Raw genomic sequence first — 25,125 nt, forward strand, 5'->3', positions numbered from 1 at the left:
TACCATCAGCGTTAACTGTATTAACCTTAAAGTTAGGCGCTTTCCATTTGCCTTCCGTATCATAGCCGGCGCCACCACCTAAATAGCTCGCAAGATGCTCATTCATCGAATAGAGTTGTCCACCCGTGACTGCATCTGTAGAACCAGAAGCAATATCACCATCCAAAAGATGCGTAATCTTACTCTTTGTTTTTTCTCCATCCTTCTTATGATCTGCTACAAATGCATTATCAGTATTGCTCCATAATAAGGCATCACCCTGAACTTGTTGTGTCACATTACCAACTGCCTCTGCTAATTTCTCCTCAACTTTCTTGATGTTTGTATCAAGCTGAGCTTTGTTAACAGCTTCATTATCATTTACAGCTTCCTTAACACCGGAAAGCCTACGTGCCTCATTCATGTTGTTGGCAATATTGATTTCATCACCTGCTACTTCTTTACCAATGGTAATACGTTTTGTTTCAGGATCTTGTTTTACAAAGCTACTCGCCGCGACTTGCTTTTCGACTTCTTGCTTGGTTTTATTCAATTGTCCAAGATTCACAGCATCAGTCTCATCAGTCCCCTCTGCTACTCCTGTGATCTTTTTACTGCCTGCATCAATGCCCTCAGTCGTGATTTGTGGACCACCCGCAATTTTCAAGCCTGTGGCATCAAAAACATTCTGCCCTGCTGTTACGCTTTCCAGTGTAAGGCTCTTTGCGAGATCAAATTTTACATTATTGTCGTCTTCGCCTTTGGTAATGGTAAGGTTGTTACTTCCAGCTGTAAAATCTACTGTATCTTTTATCCCTACAGTTTGAGCATTTTTACCATCAACAGAGAGTTTCCAACCTTGATTTACGTAATCCCGTAAGGACTTCAACTGCGCAACATTCACCGCATCACTATCTTGAAGACCCGCTGCTACCCCTGTAATTTGCCGTGAAGCCCTATTAGCAATATCACCAACACTAACGGCACCGAATCTACTAAACCACTCAGGACTTACACTGTGTGATCGTCCACCTGTCAAAGGATCATAACTACCAATACCAGGACTAACATCCGCTACAGAATGTGATCCTATAGCAACGCCATCTTCTACCGTTGCTCGTGATTTTAACCCTAAAGTCACAGAAAAGGAAGCAAGTGAAGATGCCGTAGAACCTATAGCAACTGAACCAGTACCATCAGCTATAGGATCTTCAAAATCCATTCTACTCGTGTCAATTTTCCACCCTTTGGTCACTTCTTTTAGCTGTGCAAAATTTACAGCGTCGGTGCTTCTAGTACCAGCTGCAACACCGGAAAGGATTCGTGCCTCATTCTTGTTGTTGGCAATATCGATTTCATCACCTGCTACTTCTTTACCAATCGTGATGTAATTTGTCTTTGGGTCTTTCTTAATAAGGCTATCACCTTGTACATTGGTAATCGCATTATTAATCTGGTTGGTCATTTCATTTTTTATATTCGTGAAAGCAGTACCAACACCTTCAAAAGCTGCGGCTACACTTGTATAACTTTGTTCATCTTCTGTACCATCAGCTTTAACGCGTTTAATTTTAAAGGTTGGATCGGTCCATGCGCCATTTTCATAACGAGCATTACCACCAAAATAGGTCGCAACCTTATCACCTAAAGAATGAAGTTGATTACCCGTAATGGCATCTGTTGAACCAGACGCAATATTACCATCCAAAAGATGTGTAATCTTGCTATTGGCTTTTGCGCCCTCATTCTCATGCTGAGCACTAAAAGCTTTATCAGTTTCGCTCCACAATAAGGAATCGCCTTTAACAGTGTTAATCGTATTATTAACCTCTTTGGTAATCTCATTTTTAACATTCGTGATAGACGTTCCAACCCCTGTTAAAGCTTCAGCTACGTTATGATAAGTTGCATTCTCTTCGTTGCCTTCATCGGTAACAGTTTTCACTGTAAAAGTTGGATCGGTCCATTTGCCATCTTTATATCCAGCGCCACCACCAAAGGACTTGGCTATATCTGTGGCAGCAGTTTGGAGATTACTGGAAACAGTATTTACATTTTGATTTGTTTCAAACAGCTGTGAACCAGTGACAGCTTCTTTTGAATCTTTTGAGATGTCACCATTCTTTATACCCGTAAGCGTACGTGTCTCTTTGTTATTATTGGTAATATCAATTTTATCACCACCGGTATCCTTACCAATGGTGATGTGTTGCGTATCAGCATCTTGCTTAACAAAGCTATTGGCAGCTATTTGCTCTTGAACATCATTTACTGTGTCTTTGATCTCTTGCTTGACTTCCTTCAACTGTGAAAAATTCACTGCATCCGTTTCTCCTGTACCAGCTTTCACACCAGAAAAAGTTCGTGCCTCACCATCTTTATTGGTAATATCAATTTTATCACCATCTGTTTCCTTACCAATGGTAATATGTTTCGTTTCAGGATCTTGTTTAACAAAACTATTAGATGCAACTTGCTTTTCGATTTGTTCTTGGACTTCTTGCTTGGCTTTGTTTAATTGTCCAAAATTCACAGCGTCTGCCGCATCTGTACCATCTGCTACATTTGTAATCTTTTTACTGCCTGCATCAATACCCTCAACCGTGATTTGTGGACCATTCGCAATTTTCAAGCCTGTGGCATCTAAAGTATTATCCCCTGCTTTTATGCTTTCCAGCGTAAGGTTCTTTGCTAAATCAAATGTAACCTTCTTCTTTTTAGTGTCGTTTGTAATGCTGAGATTTTCACTACCGGCTGTCAATCCTAAGACATCTCCACTACCAATAACGGTATTCCCCCCATTGTCAACAGAAAGCTCCCAACTTCCTTGTTTTCTAATCAGTCCTCTTAAAACTTTTAACTGTGCAACATTTACAGCATCAGTATCTTGAGTACCGGCGGCTACACCTACAATCTGCCGTGTAGAATATCCTGGGTTACCAATACTCAACGCACCTTCCTTAGATCTCCATTCAATACCTGTTGATACTGAGGCTTGTCCTGTCTTCGGATCATAACCAGCAATATTCCCTCCAATTTTAGCACTAGAGTTAGCACCTAAAGCAATAGCTCCCGTAACATTAGGGTGCACTGTCGCAAAATAACCAATAGCCATCCCACCTTCAGAATTATTTTTAACTGAAGTGTTTGTCCCTATAGCTATGGCAAAATCGGATTTTGTCATGGGACCTTTGTAGACTGCACCAGCACCAGCACTATTCAGTTCGCTCCAGTTTGCTCCTATCGCAACACTTCCTCTCGAGGTAAAGAAATCAGGCACACCCAATCTTACTCTGTTGTTAGTCCATTCAGAAAATTCGTCTGTAGATGCCGCTGCAGATACAGCATTTTTTAACTGGGCAACATTCACAGCATCGTTATCATCAGTACCCATTGCTACATTTGTAATCTTTTTACTGCCTGCGTTAATACCAGTAGTGGTCATTTGTGGACCATTCGCAATTTTAAAGCCTGTGGCATCAAAAATGTTCTGCCCTGCTGCTACGCTTTCCAGTGTAAGTTTTTTTGCTAAATCAAATTTTACCTTATTGTCTTCTGCGCCTTTGGTAATATTAAGGTTGTTACTTCCAGCTGAAAAATCTACTGTATCGTCTATTCCCACAACCTTAGCATTTTTATCATCAACAGAGAGTTTCCAGCCCTTATCCACATAGGTTTGTAATGACTTTAACTGCGCAACATTCACTGCATCAGTAGCTGCACTCCCTGCTGCAACTCCTCCAATTTGTCGTGTTCTATTCTTAGCAATATCACCAACACTCACAGCGCCGTAAGTGCTTTTCCATGTAGAATTAGTACTTGTCGCTGCCCCCTTCAAAGAAGGGGCATAACCTGCAACACCAGCAGCAACATTCGCTATAGAATTAGCACCTAAAGCAATAGCGTAATCTGCTTCTGCTCTTGAATAAAACCCTATAGAAATAGCCCATTTTTCCGTTGCAGTTGCACGATGACCAACGGCCGTTGAACCATACTCCAAAGCCTTAGAAACAGCCCCCAAAGCTGTTGAATAATCAGCCTTAGCAGTGGTATAATCATTTGCCCCGTGTTGACTCTTTTCATTATATTCAGAACCTAATGCAACACTGCTTTTCCCCAATGCATGCGCCATACGGCCTATAGCCATGCTATCTTCGTGTGTTGCCACTGCCTGATCACCCATAGCGACAGCAAATTTTCCTGTTGCTTGTGTATTGAAACCAATAGCAACACTTTCCAACCCTGCTGCATTCGATCCTATCCCCAAATTCGTAGCATTTGACCCAGCTCTTGCGCTGGCAAACGACCTTGCACTCACTTGTATTGGATGGCTTGCTTTGCCATTCTCATCATCATCATCAATAGAAAGCTCTAAATTTTTCTGAGCCAATGCATTCGATGTTTTTTGCTTCGCTTTCTGTATAGAATTGCCCTCTTTAGCCAAAAGATTGACAAAAGAATCACCCCTTCTTTTTCTAGAAAGCATATTGTCTAAAAAATTTGCATAATCACTAGAAGCATTTATTTTTGCTGCCAGCGCTGCATTTAGCGCCGTTAAATAACCTGCCTTGGATGAAACAGAACCGTTAAAACTGTTCTGATTACCTTTGCCTTGAGAATAAACCGCTGTTGCCTTCTCTATGCTTTGAAGAACTTGTGCTATTATATCAAAGCTTTTCGCATAAACAGGCGAAATATTTGATACAAATATAGCCGCCACGGCTAATGAAAAAACTCTAACAAAAGAAAAACGAGAAACTTTCAAATGACTCGCTCTTTGTGTGGCATGCAATTTTTTCATAACAAACTCTCCAATGAAAAAATATGAAAACACACCCAAGACACAAAAAAGACATATTTTACTGTTATCCACTTACTTAGATGAAATTGGAGATTGAGTGTGGATATTTAAATAAGGGCGTTTTGAGTCTTTGTGTGTGTTTTATGTGTACTTTCTGTAATAACGTCTAAATGCGAAAATTTTGAAATATGTTTATATGGACATAAAAAAGACTCATTTAGATTCTAATAAATTTTAAGTTTACGGTTTACTCTCTAGCTTTGAAGGGAGATTTTTGGTTTTTTAAATATTAAGAGCATTTTACTTATTAAATTGTCTGATTACTTAATGAAGGTTTTATCAGGAGTTTTTTTATGAGTGTTTTTAATATATCTTTCTTGTTAAGGGCGCTGTTTATTTATTTGTTTAAGTAAATAAAAGATATAATATTTAAAAACTTTTAAATTTCCTTAAAAAATGAATTTTTTTTAGCTAGGATGTTATTTTATTGAAAGCAATGTAGTGGTATAAATCCGATTTTTTGATGTATTTATATTCATACACTTTTCTTCCTCCCTTTTGAATTGTGTTTTGATCAAAATGAGTCTTACTAAGATACTTTACGCAGCCCTATCCCCTCTATAATAAAATAGCAATAAAAAAATAAAACTTTTTATCAATTTGGATATATTTACAGAGTTGTGTGATCTTTTTTCAACAGTTTAAGTAAAATACTTAGAAAAATAATGAGAACTTATAACTCAATTTATAAATAATTGTGTTGCGTTATAAAGCGTATTGTAAAAATAAAATGTTTTTAATTTTTCATACAGGAAAATAGCATTTTAAAACCCATCGAAAAACTTAACGCCTCTCTTTCAATTCAGTTTCACTCTTAAACCTGCTCCTATGCCCCAATGTCTACCAGAGCTTGTAGCTGATATATTCGATCGGATCTTCCCATTTTCAGACATGTAACCCGCTCCAATCGCAAATGCGGATTGATTGCGCCATACTCCTGTCCCAATCGATAAACTTAAAGAGCCTGGTGTATCTTCATAACTCAAATTCGATACCGCTAAACCTACCGCTGCTGCCTGTTTGGATTCTTTGCGAAGCTTCTTAATTTCATACCTTAACGATTCAAACTTTATATCTGTATAAGATTTTGTTTCATTAACAGCATTATTGACCGTATTATTAACAATATCGTTAAAGCGCTCATCCGTATATCTCTTTGCATTCGAAAGAACAAGATTCATTTTCTGATCTGTATAATCGTATAACTGACCGCCTGTAACGGCTTCTTTTGAACCACTTTCAATACGGCCATCCGCTACATTGTCTATCAATACCGGATCACTCTCACTCATACCAATTAATGTCACTTTATTTTTTTTCTTGCCATCATTCCCTTTATCATACTTAACAGCAATATCTGCCACACTAGCAATATCTTTTACTTGCTTATCAAGCCTATTGACATGACTTTTAACCGCTTCAACTTTCTTATTCGTTTGCCAAAGTTGACTACCATTAACAGCCTCTTTCGAGCCTTCTGATACTTCACCATCCGCTACATGCTTAATCTTACTGTCTTGACCTTTATGGCGCGCGTCAAAAGCTTTCTCTGTCTCGCTCCAATTTAGACCACTCGAGAAAATACTCTGCTCAACATCATGAATACGATTGTTGATTTTTATCATGCTTTCGTTAACACCTTCAAATGCAGATGCAACATTGGTATAGTTCTCCCTTTTACTGACCACACCATCAGCAGTAAATTGTGCAACCTTAAAACCTGGCGCGAGCCACTTTCCATCCTTATATTCCGCATCCTCACTAAAATATCTAGAAAGTACATTGATGACCGAATAAAGCTGCGAACCATTGATCGCTTCCGTGGATTCTGCTGTAAGAAGCCCTGCTTTTACACCAGAAAGGCTACGCACACCATTCACACTATTTGCAATACTAATTTCACTCCCGTCCTTCTCTCCACCAATCGTGATACGCTTTGTCTTTTCATCCTGCTTAACAAGATTCTCGCTTGCTATTTTGCTAATCTCATGGGTAATTTTATGCTGAATATTCGTGAAAGAATTTCCAACCCCACTCAGCGCATCAGCAATATTGCTATAGCTCTTTTCTTCAGAGCTTCCATCTTCACCAAACTGCTTGATCTTAAAATTTGGAGCTGTCCATTTGCCTTCTTTATATTCAGCCCCCCCACCAAAATAGGTCGCTAGTTGCTCGTTTAAAAAATAAAGTTGAGAACCATTTATCGCATCACTGGAGTTTGCTGTAATATCACCATCCTTCAAATAGGTAATCTTGCTGTTTGTTCTTGTTTCTCCCTCCCCATGAAGAGCAACAAAGGCTTCTTTATTCTTATCCCATAACAAAGAATCATCGCTAATGCCTTGCGAAACTTCCTTAATACGCTCGTTGACATTCTTTATGTTGGTATTGAGACCATCAAAGGCTGAAACAATATTATCATGCTCTTTTTGTTCTACCGCCCCATTTCCAGAAATACTGAGTAATTTATAAATTGGTCCTGTAAAAATACCCTCTTTAAAGACTGCATTGCCACCAAAATACTTCACTAGTTGCTGAAATATTTTTGTAATTTGACCTCCGTTAATTGCATCATGTGATTCTTGTGTAAGTTTACCATCGGCAACATTATGCAAAGCAACGGGTTCTTTATTTGTACCACCTAAAGTGATACTCTTATAATTAACAGTATCATCCGACTGTTTATCATAAAAAACTGCAAAAGAGTCCGTAGTCTCAATCTTCTTATCGAGCTTATCAAGCTGCGCTTTGTTAATGGCTTCATTATCCTGTGTTGCTGCCTTGATACCAGAAAGCGTTCTATCCTCTTTATCCTTGTTGGCAATATTGATAATATTGCCTTCTTTTTTAGCACCAATGGTAATATTATTTGTTTCTTTCTCTTGCTGTACAAGATTCTCATCTTTTGCATGAGCAATTTCATTGTTCATCTCATTATGAATATTCGTGAGAGAAGTACTTAAACCTGATAAAGCATCCGCAACAGTTTTATAATCTTCTTGCGTTACATTGCCTTTAATATCAAATTTGTTCACTGTAAAAGTTGGAGCGGCCCAGCTTCCCTCTTCATAACTCGCTCCACCGCCTAAAGAAGCAGAAACCGCACTCCCCATTGAATAAAGCTGACTGCCCGTAATCGCATCCGTAGAACCAGAAGAAATGGCACCATCTAAAAGATGCGTAATTTTACTTTTTGTTTTTGCACTCCCCTCTCCATGATCAGCAATAAACGCTTTTTCATCCTTATCCCATAGCAAAGCATCGCCTTTAACTTGTTGCGTAATATTCGTTATATTTTTGGTAAAATCATTAAATTTATTCGTTATTTCGTTATTTGCATCTTTGATACTTGTATCAAGCTGACCTTTGTTAACCGCTTCATTATCTTTTGTTGCTGCTTTCACACCAGAAAGTATCCGATCTTCATCATTCTTGTTGGCGATATTGATAATATTGCCTTCTTTCTTAGCACCAATGGTAATATTATTTGTTTCTTTCTCTTGCTGTACAAGATTCTCACTTTCCACTTTGTTAATCACATGATTAATCTGTTCAGTCACTTGTTTTTGAATATTTGTAAAAGAAGTACCGACACTTTCAAAAGCTTCTGCTACATTGGTATAGTTCTTATCTTCTTCCTTGCCTTCAGAGTTAACAGTTTTGACCTTAAAGTTAGGTGTTTTCCAGTTGCCTTCCGCATCATAACCAGCACCTTTATCCAAAGAGGTCGCAAGCGTGTTGCTTGTAGTATAAAGCTGTTTACCAGTAATAGCATCTGTTGAATCAGAAGTAACAGCGCCATCTAAAAGAAAGGTAATTTTGCTGTTTTTTTGTTCTTCTTCTTTCCTTTTATGAAGTGCAGCAAATGCCTGAGCTTCATCGTTCCATAATAAAGCATCTCCTGTAACTTGTTGCGTAATATTCGTTATGTTTTGATTAAGTTCGCTAAACTTATTTGTTATATCATTGGTAACTTTATTCTGAACATTTGTGATAGACGTACCAACCCCTGCGAAAGCAGCAGCAACATCCGTATAAGCTTTATCTTTTTTATTGCCTTGATCATCAACAGTTTGAACCTTAAATGTTGGAGCACTCCATTTTCCATCTTTATAACTAGCTCCCCCCCCTAAGTAAGTAGCAACTTTATTATTTGTCTCAAAAAGCTGTAAACCGATAACGGCTTCATTTGAATCTGCTAAGAGTGCGGCTTCCTTTATCCCTGTAAGAGTACGCTTCTCACCACTTTTATTAGCAATGTCAATTTTATCACCGCCGGTATCCTTACCAATGGTGATGTGTTGCGTTTCTTTATCTTGCTGTACAAGGCTTTCACCTTGTATAGTGGTAATTACACTATTAATCTGGTTGGTAATTTTATTCTGAACATTTGTGATAGACGCACCAACTCCCGTTAAAGCATCGGATACATTATGATAAGTATCTTCTTTTTCCTCACCATCTCCGTTAACAGTTTTAAGCGTAAAAGTTGGAGCTGTCCATTCACCATTCTCATAACGAGAATCGCCACCGAAAGACTGAGCAACCTTATCACCCAAAGTATAAAGCTGTTTACCCGTAACGGCATCTGTTGAATCAAAAGTAATATTACCATCTAAAAGGTGTGTGATCTTGCTATTGTTTTTTGTATCATCCTTCTCATGCTGAGCACTAAAGGCTTGATCATCTACACTCCACGATAATGCATCCCCTTTTATAGTGGTAATCGTATTATGAACCTCTTTGGTAATTTTATTCTGAGCATTTGTGATAGAACTACCAACTCCACTTAAAGCTTCCGCTACATTATGATAAACTTTCTCTTCAGATTCCCCATTATCCTTAACAGTTGTAACTGTAAATGTTGGAGCACTCCATTCACCATCTTTATAACTAGCTCCACCCCCTAAGTAAGTAGCAACTTTATTATTTGTCACAAAAAGCTGTGAACCGATAACGGCTTCATTTGAATCTTCTAAGAGTGCGGCTTCCTTTATACCCGTAAGAGTACGCTTATCACCACTTTTATTAGCAATGTCAATTTTATCACCACCAGTATCCTTACCAATGGTGATATGTTGCGTTTCTTTATCTTGCTGTACAAGACTTTCACCTTCCACTTTTTGGATCACATTATTAACTTGTTCAGTCACATTATTCTGAACATTCGTGAGAGAAATACCAACCCCTGCGAAAGCTTCCGCTACATTGGTATAGCTTATCTCTTCAGCGTTACCATCAGCTTTAACTGACTTTATTGTAAATTTTGGATCAGTCCATTTACCGTCATGATATTCAGCACCACCACCAAAATATTTAGCTGTATTCGTAGCGGCAGTCTGAAGATTAGTGAAAACAGTATCTATTTTCTGATTTGTCACAAAAAGTTGTGAACCGATAACGGCTTCATTTGAATCTGCTAAGAGTGCGGCTTCCTTTATACCCGTAAGAGTACGCTTCTCACCACTTTTATTAGAAATATCGATTTTATCACCCTCTGTATCTTTTCCAATGGTGATATGTTGCGTTTCTTTATCTTGTTGTACAAGATTTTCACTCACCACATTTTTAATTTGATTTTCGACATTCGTGATAGAATTATTTACATTGGTAATTTGTTGCTTGACCTCTGTAAAAGAACTGCTCACACCAGAAAAAGCACTTGCAACGTCATGATAAGATTTGTCTTCAAAAGTATAAGTAGGCGCCTTACCATTCAGTACATTAGCATCACCACCCAAATATTGTGATGTATTGTTCGCTATTGTTGATAGATTTTTTTGAACCCCTGTCACACTCGTCTGCATCTCAGAAAAGTTACTCTTAAGAGTTGTAACATCATTATTTGTCACAAAAAGCTGTGAACCAGTGACAGCTTCATTTGAATCTTCTAAGAGGGCGGCTTCCTTTATACCCGTAAGAGTACGCTTATCACCATTCTTGTTAGCAATATCAATTTTATCACCTTCTGTATCTTTACCAATGGTGATATGTTGTGTTTCAGCTTCTTGTTTTACAAAGCTACTGGCTACAACTTGTTCTTTGACATCTTTTTCAATTTTCTTCAGTTGTGAAAAATTCACTGCATCAGTATCGTCAGCACCTTCTGATATGCCTGTTATCTTTTTATTGCCAGCATCAATACCAGCCGTCATTATTTTTGGGCCATTTGTAATCATCAAGCCCGTGGAATCCAAAGTTACTGTACCAGCTTCTTCCACATCATCTGCTAAAGCTTTTTCTCCCAATTTTACACTATCCAGCGTAACGCTCCTTGCTACATCAAATATAACCTTTTTCTCTCTGTTATCGCTTGTAATCTTAAAATTGTTACTTCCAGTTTTTAACTCTAATGTTTCACCTGGACCAATAACTGTCTTTTCTGCACCATCAACAGAAAGATTCCAACTCCCTTGTGCTGTCATCATTCCTCTTAAAGCTTTGAGCTGCGCCACATTTACAGCATCGGTATCATTCGTGCCAGCTGCGACACCTACAATCTGCCGTGTTGAGCTAATCTTATGAGTAGAACGACTTTCAACCCCAATACCGAGTGCACCATATTTAGATTTCCATTCAGGATTGGTTGATGTTGAGGCTTGTCCAGTCTTGGGATCATAACCAGGAATCTCTCCTCTAACGCTAGTAACAGTGTTAGCACCTAAAGCAATAGCTCCCTTAGCATTAGATTGTACTGTTGCAAAATAACCAATAGCAATCGCACTTTCAGAATTATTTTCAACTAAAGAGGTTGTCCCTATAGCTATTGCAAAATCAGATTTTGTCCTTGGACCTTGGAAGACGGGACCAGCACCAGCACTATTCAACTCCTTCCAGCCTGCTCCTATTACAACACTTCCTCTCGTGGTCGAGCTATCAAGTACACCCAATCTCACTTTGTTATTAGACCATTCAGAAAGATTGTCTTTAGACCCAGATCCTGAAGACGAAGCTTTTAATTGTGCAACGTTCACAGCGTCGTTATCTTCAGTGCCCTTTGCTACATTTGTAATCTTTTTACTGCCTGCATTAATCCCAGCAGTAGTCATTTGTGGACCAGTTTGAATTATTAAACCCGTTGCATCTAAGGTATTGGTGCCTAGTTTTACACTATCCAGCGTCAATTCCTTCGCAAGATCAAATTTTACCTTATTGTCGCTTTCGCCTTTCGTAATTTGAAGATTTTTATCTCCAGTAGAAAAATCTACCGTACCATCTATCCCTACAGCTCTAGCATTTTTACTACCAACAGACAGTTTCCAGCCTTTGTCTACATAAGCTTGTAATGACTTTAGCTGTGCAATATTCACCACATCAGTATCTGCACTACCCGCTGCAACTCCTCCAATTTGTCGTGTTTTGCTCTTAGCAAGATCACCAACACTCACGGCACCTAACGTGCTTTTCCATGCAAAAGTATCCTCTGTCGCCGCTTTATGTAGAAGAGGATCATAGCCTAGAACACCAGCAGCAACGTTTGCTATAGAATCAGCACCTAAAGCAACAGAATTTTTTTTCTCTGCCTTTGCATCTGCCCCTATAACAATACTGCCTTCTGCATTTGCCTTCGAATAAAATCCTATAGAAATAGCATTTTTTTCCTTTGCATATGCACGATGGCCCACAGCAGTTGAACCATACCCCAAAGCTTTCGAAACAGCACCCAAAGCTGTTGAATAGTCAGCCTTCGCAGTGGTATAATCATCATCTCCATGTTGACTCTTATCATTATATTCGGAACCTAATGCAACACTGCTTTTTCCCAAAGCATGTGCCATGCGGCCTATAGCAATACTATCTTCTTTTGTTGCCTCTGCCTGATCACCTATAGTGATCGCAAATTTTCCTGTTGCTTGTGCCTTGTAACCAATGGCAACACTTTCCACCCCTGTTGCACTCGACCCTTGACCCAAATTAGTAGCATTTGATCCAGCTCTCGCGTCTGCAAACGAACTTCCATTCACTTGTATTGGATATTTTTCCCCTGATGAACTAGGCGTATTTGAGAGAGCTGGACGACTTCCATAATTATCATCAATAGAAGACTCTAAATTTTTTTGTGTAGAGCTGCTATCTTTGTCTAAAACATTCACAGCAGTCTTACCTTTTTCAGAAAGCATAGTAATTAAGAAATCTGCATAACGACTAGAAGTATTCACTCTTGACATTATTGCTGTAGTGAGCACTGTTAAATAACTTAATTTTGATAAACTGGTATCGTCAAAGAACTCCGTATGAGGGTTATAATAATTATAATCAGAAAAAATATTTCTATTGTTTCCTTGAGAATAAACCGTTGTTGCCCTCTCTAGAACTTGAAGAAACTGTTCTATTATATCAAAATTTTTTGCATAAATGGGAGAAGTATTTGATAAAAATGCAACGATTGTGGTTCCCAACAAAAGCTTTTGAAACGAATGTCGAGAGAAATGTTCGTAATCTCTGTCATTTCTCTTTGATATGATAGATAATTCTTTCATCACAAGTGCCCCAATGAAAAAAAATCAAATCAAACATATTTATGACACAAAAAAAACATATTTCAATTTATAATATGTTGTTTTTATTAAAATATATATTAAGAATTATTGGAAAAGATTATTTTTTTCATGAAGCCATAATAAAAAAGCCACTTTAAAGGAAGTTGGAATGTTTTTGGCAGTTTTATTTTTGTGATGATGCGTTATTTGGATAATAGGCTCATTTAGGTAAATTTATAGAGGCATATTTTCATGCTAGGTTGGTGAGTTTTTACCTGTAAATTAAGGAACATATTGGTTTTACGCTCTTTTGCACTGCTTTTTTGTCAAAATAGAAGCTATTAAATCTGGTAATCTCCATTGTTATTAAACTATAAGTTGATATGTAAATAGAGCTTTAGCATTATTATTCGGCTACTTGCATATTTTTTTAAAGACTTCGTTATCTCATTTATTGACTTTATTGGCTGCTTCTTAAAATAAACTTTCGCCCTTGTCTTAAATGAGGACAAGGGCGAAATAATTTTACCCAACGTATTATGTTGATTATTAGTTCAATGTCATATTGAATCCCGCACCTATACCCCAGTGTCCACCAGAATTGGTAACAGATACATTAGACAGAACGGATCCGCTTTCAGATGTATAACCAGCACCAAAGGCAAATGCTGATTTGTTACGCCATAAGCCCGTACCAAATCCAACACTTAATTTTCCAGGTGTTTCATTATAGCGTAAGTTCGCTACTGCTATACCAATAGCCGCTGCTTGTCTTGCTTCTTTTCGCACACCCTCAATGCTGTAATTTAAAGCATCAAACTTCATATCCGTATAAGATTTCGCTTCATTAATAACATCACCCATTTGGTGATTGATAATGTCATTGAAACGCTCATCCGTATATTTCTTCGCATCTTTAAGAACTAACTCCATCTTCTGGTTTGTCTCCCAAAGTTGGCTACCATTCACAGCTTCTTTCGAATCCTTGTCTATTTTACCAGCCGCTACATTGTCTAACACTACTGGGTCACTTTCACTCACACCAGCTAATGTAACTTTATTTATCTTATCACCCTTTTCATTTTTATCATACTTAACCACGCCATTTGTAACCGTATTTTCAATATTTTCTATCTGTTGATCAATATTGTTTACACGGTTTTCAACTTTAGTAACCCTATTATTTGTCTCAAAAAGTTGGCTACCATTAACGGCCTCTTTTGAATCTTTGGATAATTCACCATCCGCTACATGTTTAATCTTACTTGGCTCTCTATTGTGACGAGCGTCGAAAGCTTTTTCTTCCTCGTTCCAATTTAAACCACTCGATGAGACACTCTGGGTAACGTTGTTAATACGCTCGTTGATACTTTCCATGCTTTTATTAACACCTTCAAACGCATCTACGACATTATCATAGCCAGTTTTATCATTACCATTTCCATCATTCTTGAATTGTGAAACATAGAATATGGGCGCTTTCCATTCCCCATTCTGATAACCCGCATCACCACCAAAATAATGAGCTATTTGATTTTTCAGAGCATAAATTTGAGACCCATTTATAGCATCCGTTGATTCAGCAGTAATGTCTCCAGCCTTAAGGTGCATAATCTTGCTATCTGCTTTTTTATCGCCTTCACCATGTTGAGCGACAAATGCTTCTTTCTCATTATCCCACAATAAGGCATCACCTTTTGTTTTATTGATCTCATTAGTAATTTCATTGGTGATCTTATTCTGAATATTCGTGAAAGATGTACCAACAGCAGAAAGTGCTTTTTCTACAGTATCATAACTTTCTTCACCTGCTGTACCGTCCTCCTTAATTGTCTTAAGTGTAAAAGTAGGTGCTTTCCATTCGCCATTCTCATCATAACCAGCGCCATCACTCAAATATGCGGCAAGGTTATTACCCATCGAATAAAGCTGAGAACCATTAACCGCATCCGTCGATTCAGCCGTAATGTCTCCATTTAAAAGGTATTTAAGCTTGCTTTTTGCTTTTTCTTCGCCATGCTGAGCAACAAAGGCATTATCACTCTCGCTCCACAATAAAGCATCGTCTTTAACCTGTTGCGTAATATGCGTTATGTTTTGCGTAAAATCGTTGAACTTATTGGTGATGTCTTTACTGACATTTTCGATACCTTTATCAAGCTGACTTTTGTTAACGGCATCATTATTGTTCTTTGCATCTGCCACACCAGAAATGATCCGACTTGCACCACTTGTGTTGCTAATATCGATTTCTGTACCTTCTGTTTTAGCACCAATCGTGAGACGCTTTGTTTCCTTATCCTGCTGGATAAAACTCTCACCCTCCACTTTGGTAATCGCATTATTAATCTGGTTGGTAATCTCATTGGTAATTTTATTCTGAACATTTGTAATAGAACTACCAACGCCTGCCAAAGCTTTTGCTACATCCGGATAAGTCTCATCTTTTTCTTCACCATCGCTGTTAACAGTTTTAAGTGTAAAAGTTGGAGCGGTCCATTCGCCATCCTTATATTCAGCTCCACCTCCTAAATACGTAGCAAGATTATTACCCATTGAATAAAGCTGAGAACCATTGATCGCATCGGTTGATTCAGCCGTAATGTCTCCAGCTTTAAGATGCATAATTTTACTATCTGCCTTTTCATCACCTTCACCATGCTGAGCAACAAAGGCATTATCACTCTCACTCCACAATAAAGCATCATCTTTAACCTGTTGTGTAATATGCGTTATGTTTTGCGTAAGCTCATTATATTTATTTGTTATTTCGTTATTGACATCTTTTATACTTGTATCAAGCTGACCTTTGTTAACGGCATCATTATTGTTCTTTGCATCTGCCACGCCAGAAATGATCCGACTTGCACCACTTGTGTTGGTAATATCGATTTTATCGCCATCTGTATTCTTACCAATGGTGATATATCTCGTCGTATCGTCCTGTTGTATAAAACTATTGGCAGCGACCTGTTCTTTGATATCTTTTTCAACTTTTTGCAGCTGTGCAAAATTCACTGCATCGGTTTCTGCCGTTCCAGCTTTCACACCAGAAAGAGTCCGAGCCCCACCAGTCTTATTGATAAGATCGATTCTCTCACCATCTGTATCCTTCCCAATAGTGATAGATCTCGTTTCATCATCCTGTTTCACAAAGCTACTGGCTGCGACTTGTTGTTCAACTTGTTTTTCAATTTTTTGCAGTTGTCCAAAATTCACCGCATCAGTTTCATCAGTACCCTCCAACACTCCTGTGATCTTTTTACCACCAGCCTCAATGCCTTCAGTCGTTATTTGAGGACCATTCTCAATTTTCAAGCCTGTAGCATCAAAAGTATTCTCGCCGGCTTTTACGCTTTCCAGTGTAAGGTTCTTTGCTAAATCAAATTTTACCTTGTTGTCGCCTTCGCCTTTGGTAATGATAAAGTTGTTACTTCCAGCTGAAAAATCTACCATGCTGTCTATAGCAATAGCTTTGGCATTGTTACCATTAACAGATAGCTGCCAACCTTTATTTACGTAATCCCGTAAGGACTTCAACTGCGCAACATTCACCGCATCAGCATCTTTACGACCCGCAGCTACCCCTGTAATTTGCCGCGATTGCATTATAGAATTATTACCAACACTAACAGCACTTTGTGTACTTTTCCATTCATAACCTTGTTTACTTGTTTCACCATCTGAAAAAGGGTTATAACCACCTACACCACTACCAACATCCGCTACAGAATGCACTCCTAGAGCAACTCCTCCGTTCACCGTTGCTTGTGATCCCTCCCCCAAAGCTACAGCGCTAGCAGCAAGTGCAGATGCCCTAGAACCTATAGCAACTGAAGATTCGCCCTTAGCGATAGCATCTTTAAAATTGTCGGCAGTCGTGTTAATTTTTAAACCTTTTATAGCCGCTGCTGCTTGTATTGCTTTTAGCTGTGCAAAATTCACAGCGTCAGTATCTGCACTCCCATCTGCGACGCCAGTTATCTTTTTACTACCAACATTAATACCATCTTTGGTTATTTGAGGGCCATCCGTAATTTTTACGCTCTCCAGCGTAATGTTTTTTGCGAGATCAAATTTTATGTTATTGTCTTTTTCGCCTTTGGTAATTTCAAGATTTTTACTTCCAGCTGAAAAGTCTACTGTACCGTCTATCCCCACAGTTTTAGTATTTTTACCGCCAACAGACAATTTCCAGCCTTTGTCTACGTAGGTTTGTAATGACTTTAACTGTGCAATATTCACGGCATCAGTATCTTTAGTACCTGCCGCTATGCCCCCAATTTGCCGTGTTTTACTCTTAGAAACATCACCAACGCTCACAGCACCTTGTGTACTTTTCCATACAAAATCAGCACCTTCTCCCTTCTTCCCAAGAGGATTATATCCTTCAATACCAGCACTAACATCCGCTATAGAATTTGCTCCTATAGCAATACTTCCCTCTGCCTGTGCTTTCGAATAAAATCCTATAGAAATAGCGTTTTTTGCCTCTGCATATGCACGATGACCGACGGCTGTTGAGCCATACTCCAAAGCTTTAGAAACAGCACCCAAAGCTGTTGAATAATCACCCTGGGCAATGGTATAGTCATTTTCTCCGTGTTCACTCTTCTCATTATACTCACCACCCAATGCGGTACTGCTTATCCCCAGAGCGTGAGCCATATAACCTACAGCAACACTCCATTCTTTTGGTGCTTGCGCTCCATCACCTAAAGAAACATTTTTGTTTACACGTTGTAATCCAGCATCACGCTCTGTGATCACTGGTAAATCATCTTGCGAGGCATCCAATATACCAATGGGCGCTGTATTTTCATCATGCTGTGCAAACTGTTGGCCGGTAGCTTTATCATAAACAGAGATAACACTTTGGGGCAACATCACAGAAACAGCTTTTATATTTGTAGAACCCCCTTCTCTTGGATCAAGATTTTTTGAAAAAACAGGAGAAACACTCGACAAAAGCGCAGCGATTGAAGTCAACGACAAAACTTTAATAAAAGGAAAACGAGAAAGTTTTAAATCACTCCCCGCTAATTGTGTATATAATTTGTTCATAACAAATTCCCCAATGAAAAAAACTTTAACTAAAAACACAAAAAAAGACACATTTAAATGCTAAAGGAGCCTTTAAGTTTAAATCTCTTTAACATCAAAATTTATGGGATTAAAAAAATAGAAGAATTGCGAATTTAGGTGTCATCGTAAATGTCCCCGCTTTTTGTGTTACTCTGAGAAAATAAGATTCATTTTTTTATATATTAGTTGATATTCGCTTAACTTCTAAGCTTTTTCGTTGTTTTTTGCAAGAGTGATATTGTTTTTCTAGCTTTTTGTTTATCACTTTTATTCATAGAAAAAGTATTAAGTAGAAATATTTTTTGTGTAAAATAAATAAAGTCTAAGACTTTTCTTCGGAAATGCGTAAAGAGGGGCATTTTTATCTTCATTGTTATCCCTCAAAATAACCTCATCATAGGCTCTGACAAATGACGAGAATAAAGATGATTTAAGTTATCGCAGGCTAATTTGGCATATCATTTTTATCACTTCTCCAGTCAAATTCAATCTGTTTTTCTTTACCTGAAGGTGAAACGTGCAGTTTTGTAGAGAGTCAGGCCAATTTATCTTTTCTTCTGAAACCTGTCGTTATCATTATATCCCTTATCAATCTCTCTATCCATATCTTTTATAGATGTAAAAAACAATTCACCCCTGCCTCATAAGACAAGGGTGAAAAGAATTTTTTATTTGGTTTGTTGATTATCAATTCAATGTCATATTGAATCCCGCACCTACACCCCAATGACCACCAGAAGTAGTAACAGATACATTAGACCGAATATTTCCATTCTCTGAAGTATAACCAGCACCAAAGGCAAATGCAGACTGACTACGCCATAAACCTGTACCAAATCCAACACTTAATTTTCCAGGTGTATCATTGTAGCGCAAGTTAGACACCGCTAAACCAATAGCCGCTGCTTGTCTTGCTTCTTTTCGCACACCCTCAATGCTGTAATTTAAAGCATTAAACTTCATATCTGTATATTGTTTGGACTTATCAACAGCTTCATCAATCGCATCAATCCTAATATTATTGATCTTTTGATCCGTATATTGCTTGGATTCATCGAGAATGATTTTCATCTGTTCTTTGGTGTAGTCATGAAGTTGACCACCATTTACAGCTTCTTTTGATCCTGTCTCAATTTTACCATCAGCAACATTATCAATCATCACAGGTTCACTAGGATCGCCACCTTTCAAAGTGATTTTATTAGTTTTTTTACCGTTTTCATCCCTATCATAGCGAACAGCATCCTCAGCAATATCGTTAACTTTATTATCAATGTTATCAACTTTAACATCAATATTGGTAACTATATCCCCAATATCAGCAATGGTATTGGAAATGTTATCAACTCTGTTGTTAAGATGCTTGACGTCTTTTTCAACACCAGAGACACGATTTTCAACATTTGAAACACGCTCATTGGTTTTCCAAAGTTGACCACCATTAACTGCATCTTTCGAGTCTTTTGCAATTTTACCATCGGCTACATTGATAATTTTACTTGGCTTACCACCGCGACCAGCATCATAGGCTTTTTCTTTATCATTCCACTTTAACGCATCGGAATCAACCTTGTTGATGACATCATCAATACGGTTATTAATGTTTGACATATTTTTATTAACGTCACCAAAAGCATCAGCAACATTATGGTGCTCTTTCTCGACAGTTTCACCATTCTCATTGACTTGAACAATCTTGAAAGTAGGTGCTGTCCATTTGCCATTCTCATATTTAGCACCACCACCGAAATAATTCGCAAGCTGGTTACTCATGGAATAAAGCTGATTACCCGTAATGGCTTCTGTTGAACCATCCGCAATTTCACCATCTACGAGATATTTAAGCTTGCTGTTTGTTTTCTTGCCACCTTTTTCATGACGTGCAACAAACGCTTCGTCTTCTTCGCTCCACAGTAAAGCATCTTTAGAGATCCCTTCAATTGTCTGATTAAACTCATTGGATACTTTCGTTAAGCGCTGATTCACATCTTGAACATTCTTATCAAGACCTGTTAAAGCCGAACCAACGTCATAAAAATTAGCCTTTCCTACCTTACCATCTACAATAGCGGATAAAGTATATTTCAGACCTTTAAAAGCACCATTAACAAATTTTGCGCCACCACCAAAAAACTTTGCAATATCTGCTGATATTTTATTAATCTGACTACCATTAATAGCATCGTGAGAGTCTTCAGAAATGCTACCATCTTTAACATTGAGAAGAGCAACTGGTTTTGTTCCTTTCTCGCCACCTAAAGTTACACTCTCATAATTAACGCTATTATCGCCATTTTTATCATAAAGAACTGCAGCAGCAGTTACTGTCTCAATATTATCCGTAATATCCTTTATGCTTTTATCAAGTTGGTCTTTGTTGACAGCTTCATCTCCTTTTTCAGCCGCTTTTACACCAGAAATGGAACGTGCTGCCTTGCCAACACCAGCAATATTGATTTCAGTTCCAGCTGTCTTCGCACCAATAGTGATAACATCTGAAATTCCCTTTTGTTGAACAAGGTTGTTTTCTTTCATTTCAGAAATCTTATTATCAATATTTGTAATAGAATAATTCACACCCGTAAAAGCATCAAAAACATTATTATATTTCTTATCCTGAATAAGGAAAGTAGGTTTTATATTTCTAAGTACATCTGTGCTACCGCCAAAATATTCCGATATATTTTTAGCAATCTTGAAGAGTTGAGACCCATTTATAGCATCTGTTGAATCTTCAGAAATTTCACCGTTCAAAAGATACGTAATCTTACTATTTGTCGTTTCATCTCCTTTTTTGTGACGCGCAACAAATGCTTGTTCTCCTTCATTCCACAGTAAAGCATCTTGAGAAAATTTATCAAATTTATTGTCAAATTCATTGGTAAAATATGTCAAACGAGTATTCACATTCTTGACACTTAGATCAAGTCCCGTCAGCGCGGAACCAACATCAGTATGCTCTTTTCGAACCACTTCACCATTGGCAGAAACATTAGATAAAACATATGTTGGTCCTGTAAAAACACCATTTTCAAATGATGCCCCACCACCAAAATATTTTGCAACATCTCCAGATATCTTACTGATTTGGGAACCATTAACAGCTTCTTTTGAATTCTTTCCGAGATCACCATCTTTCACACCCGCAATAGTCCGCTCCCCCTCAGTACCTGTGATATTAATTTTTATACCGCCTTTTTCCTTGCCAATGGTAATAAGTTTTTCGTCCTCATTCCATTTAACAAGACTATTTTCAGTTACATTATTAATCTCGTTATAAATATCCGTGATAGAAGTATCAACTGCAGCGAAAGCATCAGTTACGTTGTTGTGCTTTGTCTTCTGAACAGTAAAAGTTGGCTTGATACCATTGTATATATCTGTCTCCTTACCACCAAAAAAATCCGCTATAGTCTCTGTAATACTTAAAAGCTGATCACCATTGATTGCCTCTCTTGAATCATGGCTGATTTTTCCAGCTCTAACACCATCAATAACCCGCTCTTGGCCTTTACTATTAGTAATATTTATTTCATCACCTTCTTTTTCGGCACCAATGGTAATGCGCTTCCTATCTTCATCCCACTTAACAAGACTATCGCCAGCTATCTGGTCCTTCATTTCTTTCAACTGACTATAATTTACTGCATCAGTATCATGTTCTCCGGCTGCTACTTTTGTAATCTTTTTAGTGCCAGCATTAATACCATTCAGAGTTATTTTTGGTCCCTCACCATCAATAAACTCAAAACCTTCACTACTTATCTTGCTATTCCCTGCAGTGACGCTCGTCAATTTAAGATCATCATTCAAAGTAAATGTAACTTTATTTTCGCTATCTTTTACAATTTTGATATTTTTATTACTACCATTTGCATTATCACCGGCAACAAGATCTACTGTACTACCAGCTTTAACATCTGTAGCATTGTTACCATCAACAGAAAGTTTCCAGCCATTTTCTGCAATTTTTTGTACATCTTGTAACTGCTTATAATTTACAGCATCAGTGTTATCAGTCCCATCTGACACAGAGGTAATTTTTTTATCGCCAGCATCAATACCCTTCAAAGTTATTTTGGGCCCATTACCATCAATAAACTCAAAGCCTTCACTACTTATCTTGCTATTGCCTGTCGTAACACTCGTCAACTTAAGATCATTATTCAAAGAAAATATAACTTTACTTCCATCACTTTTGACAATTTGGATGTTTTTACTGCCACCCTCACCTGTAGCAGAAGTAAGATCTACTGTACTGCCTGCTTTAACATCTGTAGCATCACCGCCATCAACAGAAAGTTTCCAGCTGCCCCCGTTTTTTTCTACATATTTTTTCAGCTGTCCAAAATTCACTGCATCGGTATCTTTTTCTCCTGTTGCTACTCCTGTAATCGTTTTATCACCAGCATAAATGCCTTTAACAGTTATACTTGGCCCATCACCACTGTTAAACCGAAAGCCCGAAGCATCCATAATGCTTTCTCCTGCTGTGACAGACGTTACATTAATATCATCAGCTAAATCAAAAGAGACGTTTTTCCCACTTGTATTTGCAATTTTTATGTTTTTCTTATCAGTATCATTATTTGTAACAGCAAAAAAATGGACTGTGTTGCCTGTCTCAACATTTATAGCCTTTCCATTTTCAATAGAAAGCTTCCAACCGCCACCATTCTCTTTTACATATTTTTCCAACTGCCCAAAATTCACTGCATCGTTAGGCCTAACTCCATCTGCAACGTTTGTGATTTGTTTATTACCAGCATCAATACCCCCCACAGTCATACTTGGAGTATTCTCACCATTCACATAAAAGCCATCAACAGTCATGCTTGAACCGTTTTTACCACCACCCACAAAAAAACCATCATCACTCATGGTGCTTTGACCTGTAGTGACTTGCGTCAATTTAAGCTTATCATTCAAAGTAAATTGAATTTTATGCTTATTTTCTACAGTATTTTTTTCAATCTTTAAGTTGTCTTTTCCTACTTTTGTATCTTTCACTGAAAAATCTACTATATTGCCTGAATTCACGTCTGTAGGATCTATATCGTTAGCAGAAATTTTCCACCCCCCCCCTCCTCCTTCTCCTATGATACCTCTTAGAGCTTTTAACTGTGCCACATTAACTGCATCAGTATCTTCTTTACCAGCAGCCACACCAGTAATTTGCCGTGTTAATTTACCTTTGCCATCATTACCATCAGCGTTTACTTCACCAATACTAAAAACACCTGCCGTACTTTTCCATGCAAGACCGTTTTTTTCGCTCGAGACTTTACCTGTTGCAGGATCATAAGCCTCGGCACCTTTTTCTCTTCTAGAAACAGAGCCACCACCTATAGCAACACCGTCCTCAGAAAATACTTGCGCATTTACACCAAGGGCAACCGAATCTTCCGTTCTAGCATAAGCATAGGTACCTATAGCAATCGAATTTTCTTTCGCTGCTACTACTTTTCTGTTAGGTTTATTTTCTTCAGTTCTATCAGAGCGCCTCCCTCCTATTGCAATAGCACCTGAAGCTTGAGCTTCAGCATCTGTACCTATAGCAATTGTATAACTCTTTTCCGCCTTTGCCTTAGTCCCCAAAGCAATACTACTTTCACCTAATGCATTTGCAAGCCCTCCAATAGCAACCGCAGACTTTTCCGTCGCTTCTGAGCCTACACCTATAGCAACACTTGCTATACCCTCTGCAAGCGCAGAAACACCAAAAGCTTGCGCTCCACCAGCTTTTGCAGTTGCACCAGCACCAAATACCGTGGAATAATTCCCCGTTGCTGCAGAACCACAGCCCGTTGCAAAAGAATAAACACCATAAGCCTCAGGCATGGCATTTTGAACCCCATAAGTATTTGTTCCCATATAAGTAGCATTGTTGGTCAGAACCCCTTCACTTTGCCAAGTAACCTTTTCAGTGGTCGTGCCATAAGGACTGCGACCTCCAAACTGTTTCTCACCAACAAATCTGTTATATTGTTCCTCTGCAGTTATTTTTTGATTATTACTAACTCCCTGCTGTTGTTTGCCCCCACGACCGACGACGTTATCTGCACCACAGTAATCATCATCACCAGAAAAAACAATACTCCCATGGCTACCATGTAGATATGAAACGCCCTGAAGAGTTGTACTTTGACTCGCCCCTCCTACTATCGCGAGATTCGCAGCAAAAACAGGGGAAACACTCGACAAGAGTGTCGCCATTACTGCACTGAGCGAGACAGCTTTAATTAAATTTGGTGTGGAATATTTTTTTTTCATAAGAACCTCCTCCAACAGAGCTCAACATCATTACAACGCGCAAAAACACTCACGGCAAAACCCTTGTTTGCGCACCTAAAAAAAACAATAAATTAATACAACCCCCCCCTCTGATACCGATATTCACCCAGCATCAGCCTAAAATCTTTGCAACAACATCGAATCTAGAAAAGTCCCCAATCCTTTTAGCTAGAGGGATTCAAGCTAAAAAATAAATAAAAACACAAGACTTTGAAAATATACCGTTATCTCCATTCAAAAATACTGCGATTTATCTCTTAACAAAAACAGTTTCACTAAAGAGCAATTCTATCTTTCAAATAAAGCGCAACAGATGAATGGCAAGAGTGTAAAAAATAATTTTTTATAAATTTGTAAAAATACTTTTTATTAAATACAAAAAGTGTTGTTTTTATAACAGTTGTGCTTATCTATATGATAAGTTAT

At 38.1% G+C, this 25,125-nt stretch carries 4 protein-coding genes; all 4 read right to left on the reverse strand.

Annotation, left to right across the window (positions count from 1 at the left end; all coding sequences use genetic code 11):
- Positions 1-4,780: hypothetical protein (locus FS875_RS03365; protein ID WP_144753049.1), on the reverse strand; the 4,780-nt coding region annotated here is incomplete at its 3' end.
- A gap of 857 nt (positions 4,781-5,637) precedes the next feature.
- Complete coding sequence (locus FS875_RS03380; protein ID WP_166428881.1) at positions 5,638-13,320, reverse strand: Vomp family autotransporter; 7,683 nt, start codon at positions 13,318-13,320, stop codon at positions 5,638-5,640.
- A 549-nt stretch (positions 13,321-13,869) separates the two neighbouring features.
- A complete protein-coding gene (locus tag FS875_RS03385; protein ID WP_144753052.1) occupies positions 13,870-18,384 on the reverse strand; it encodes a Vomp family autotransporter in 4,515 nt (1,504 codons plus the stop codon).
- A gap of 708 nt (positions 18,385-19,092) precedes the next feature.
- On the reverse strand, positions 19,093-24,678 hold the full coding sequence (locus tag FS875_RS03390; RefSeq protein WP_144753055.1) for a Vomp family autotransporter: 5,586 nt from the start codon (positions 24,676-24,678) through the stop codon (positions 19,093-19,095).
- Positions 24,679-25,125 lie beyond the last annotated feature (447 nt).

It is taken from the genome of Bartonella saheliensis, from assembly GCF_902162175.1.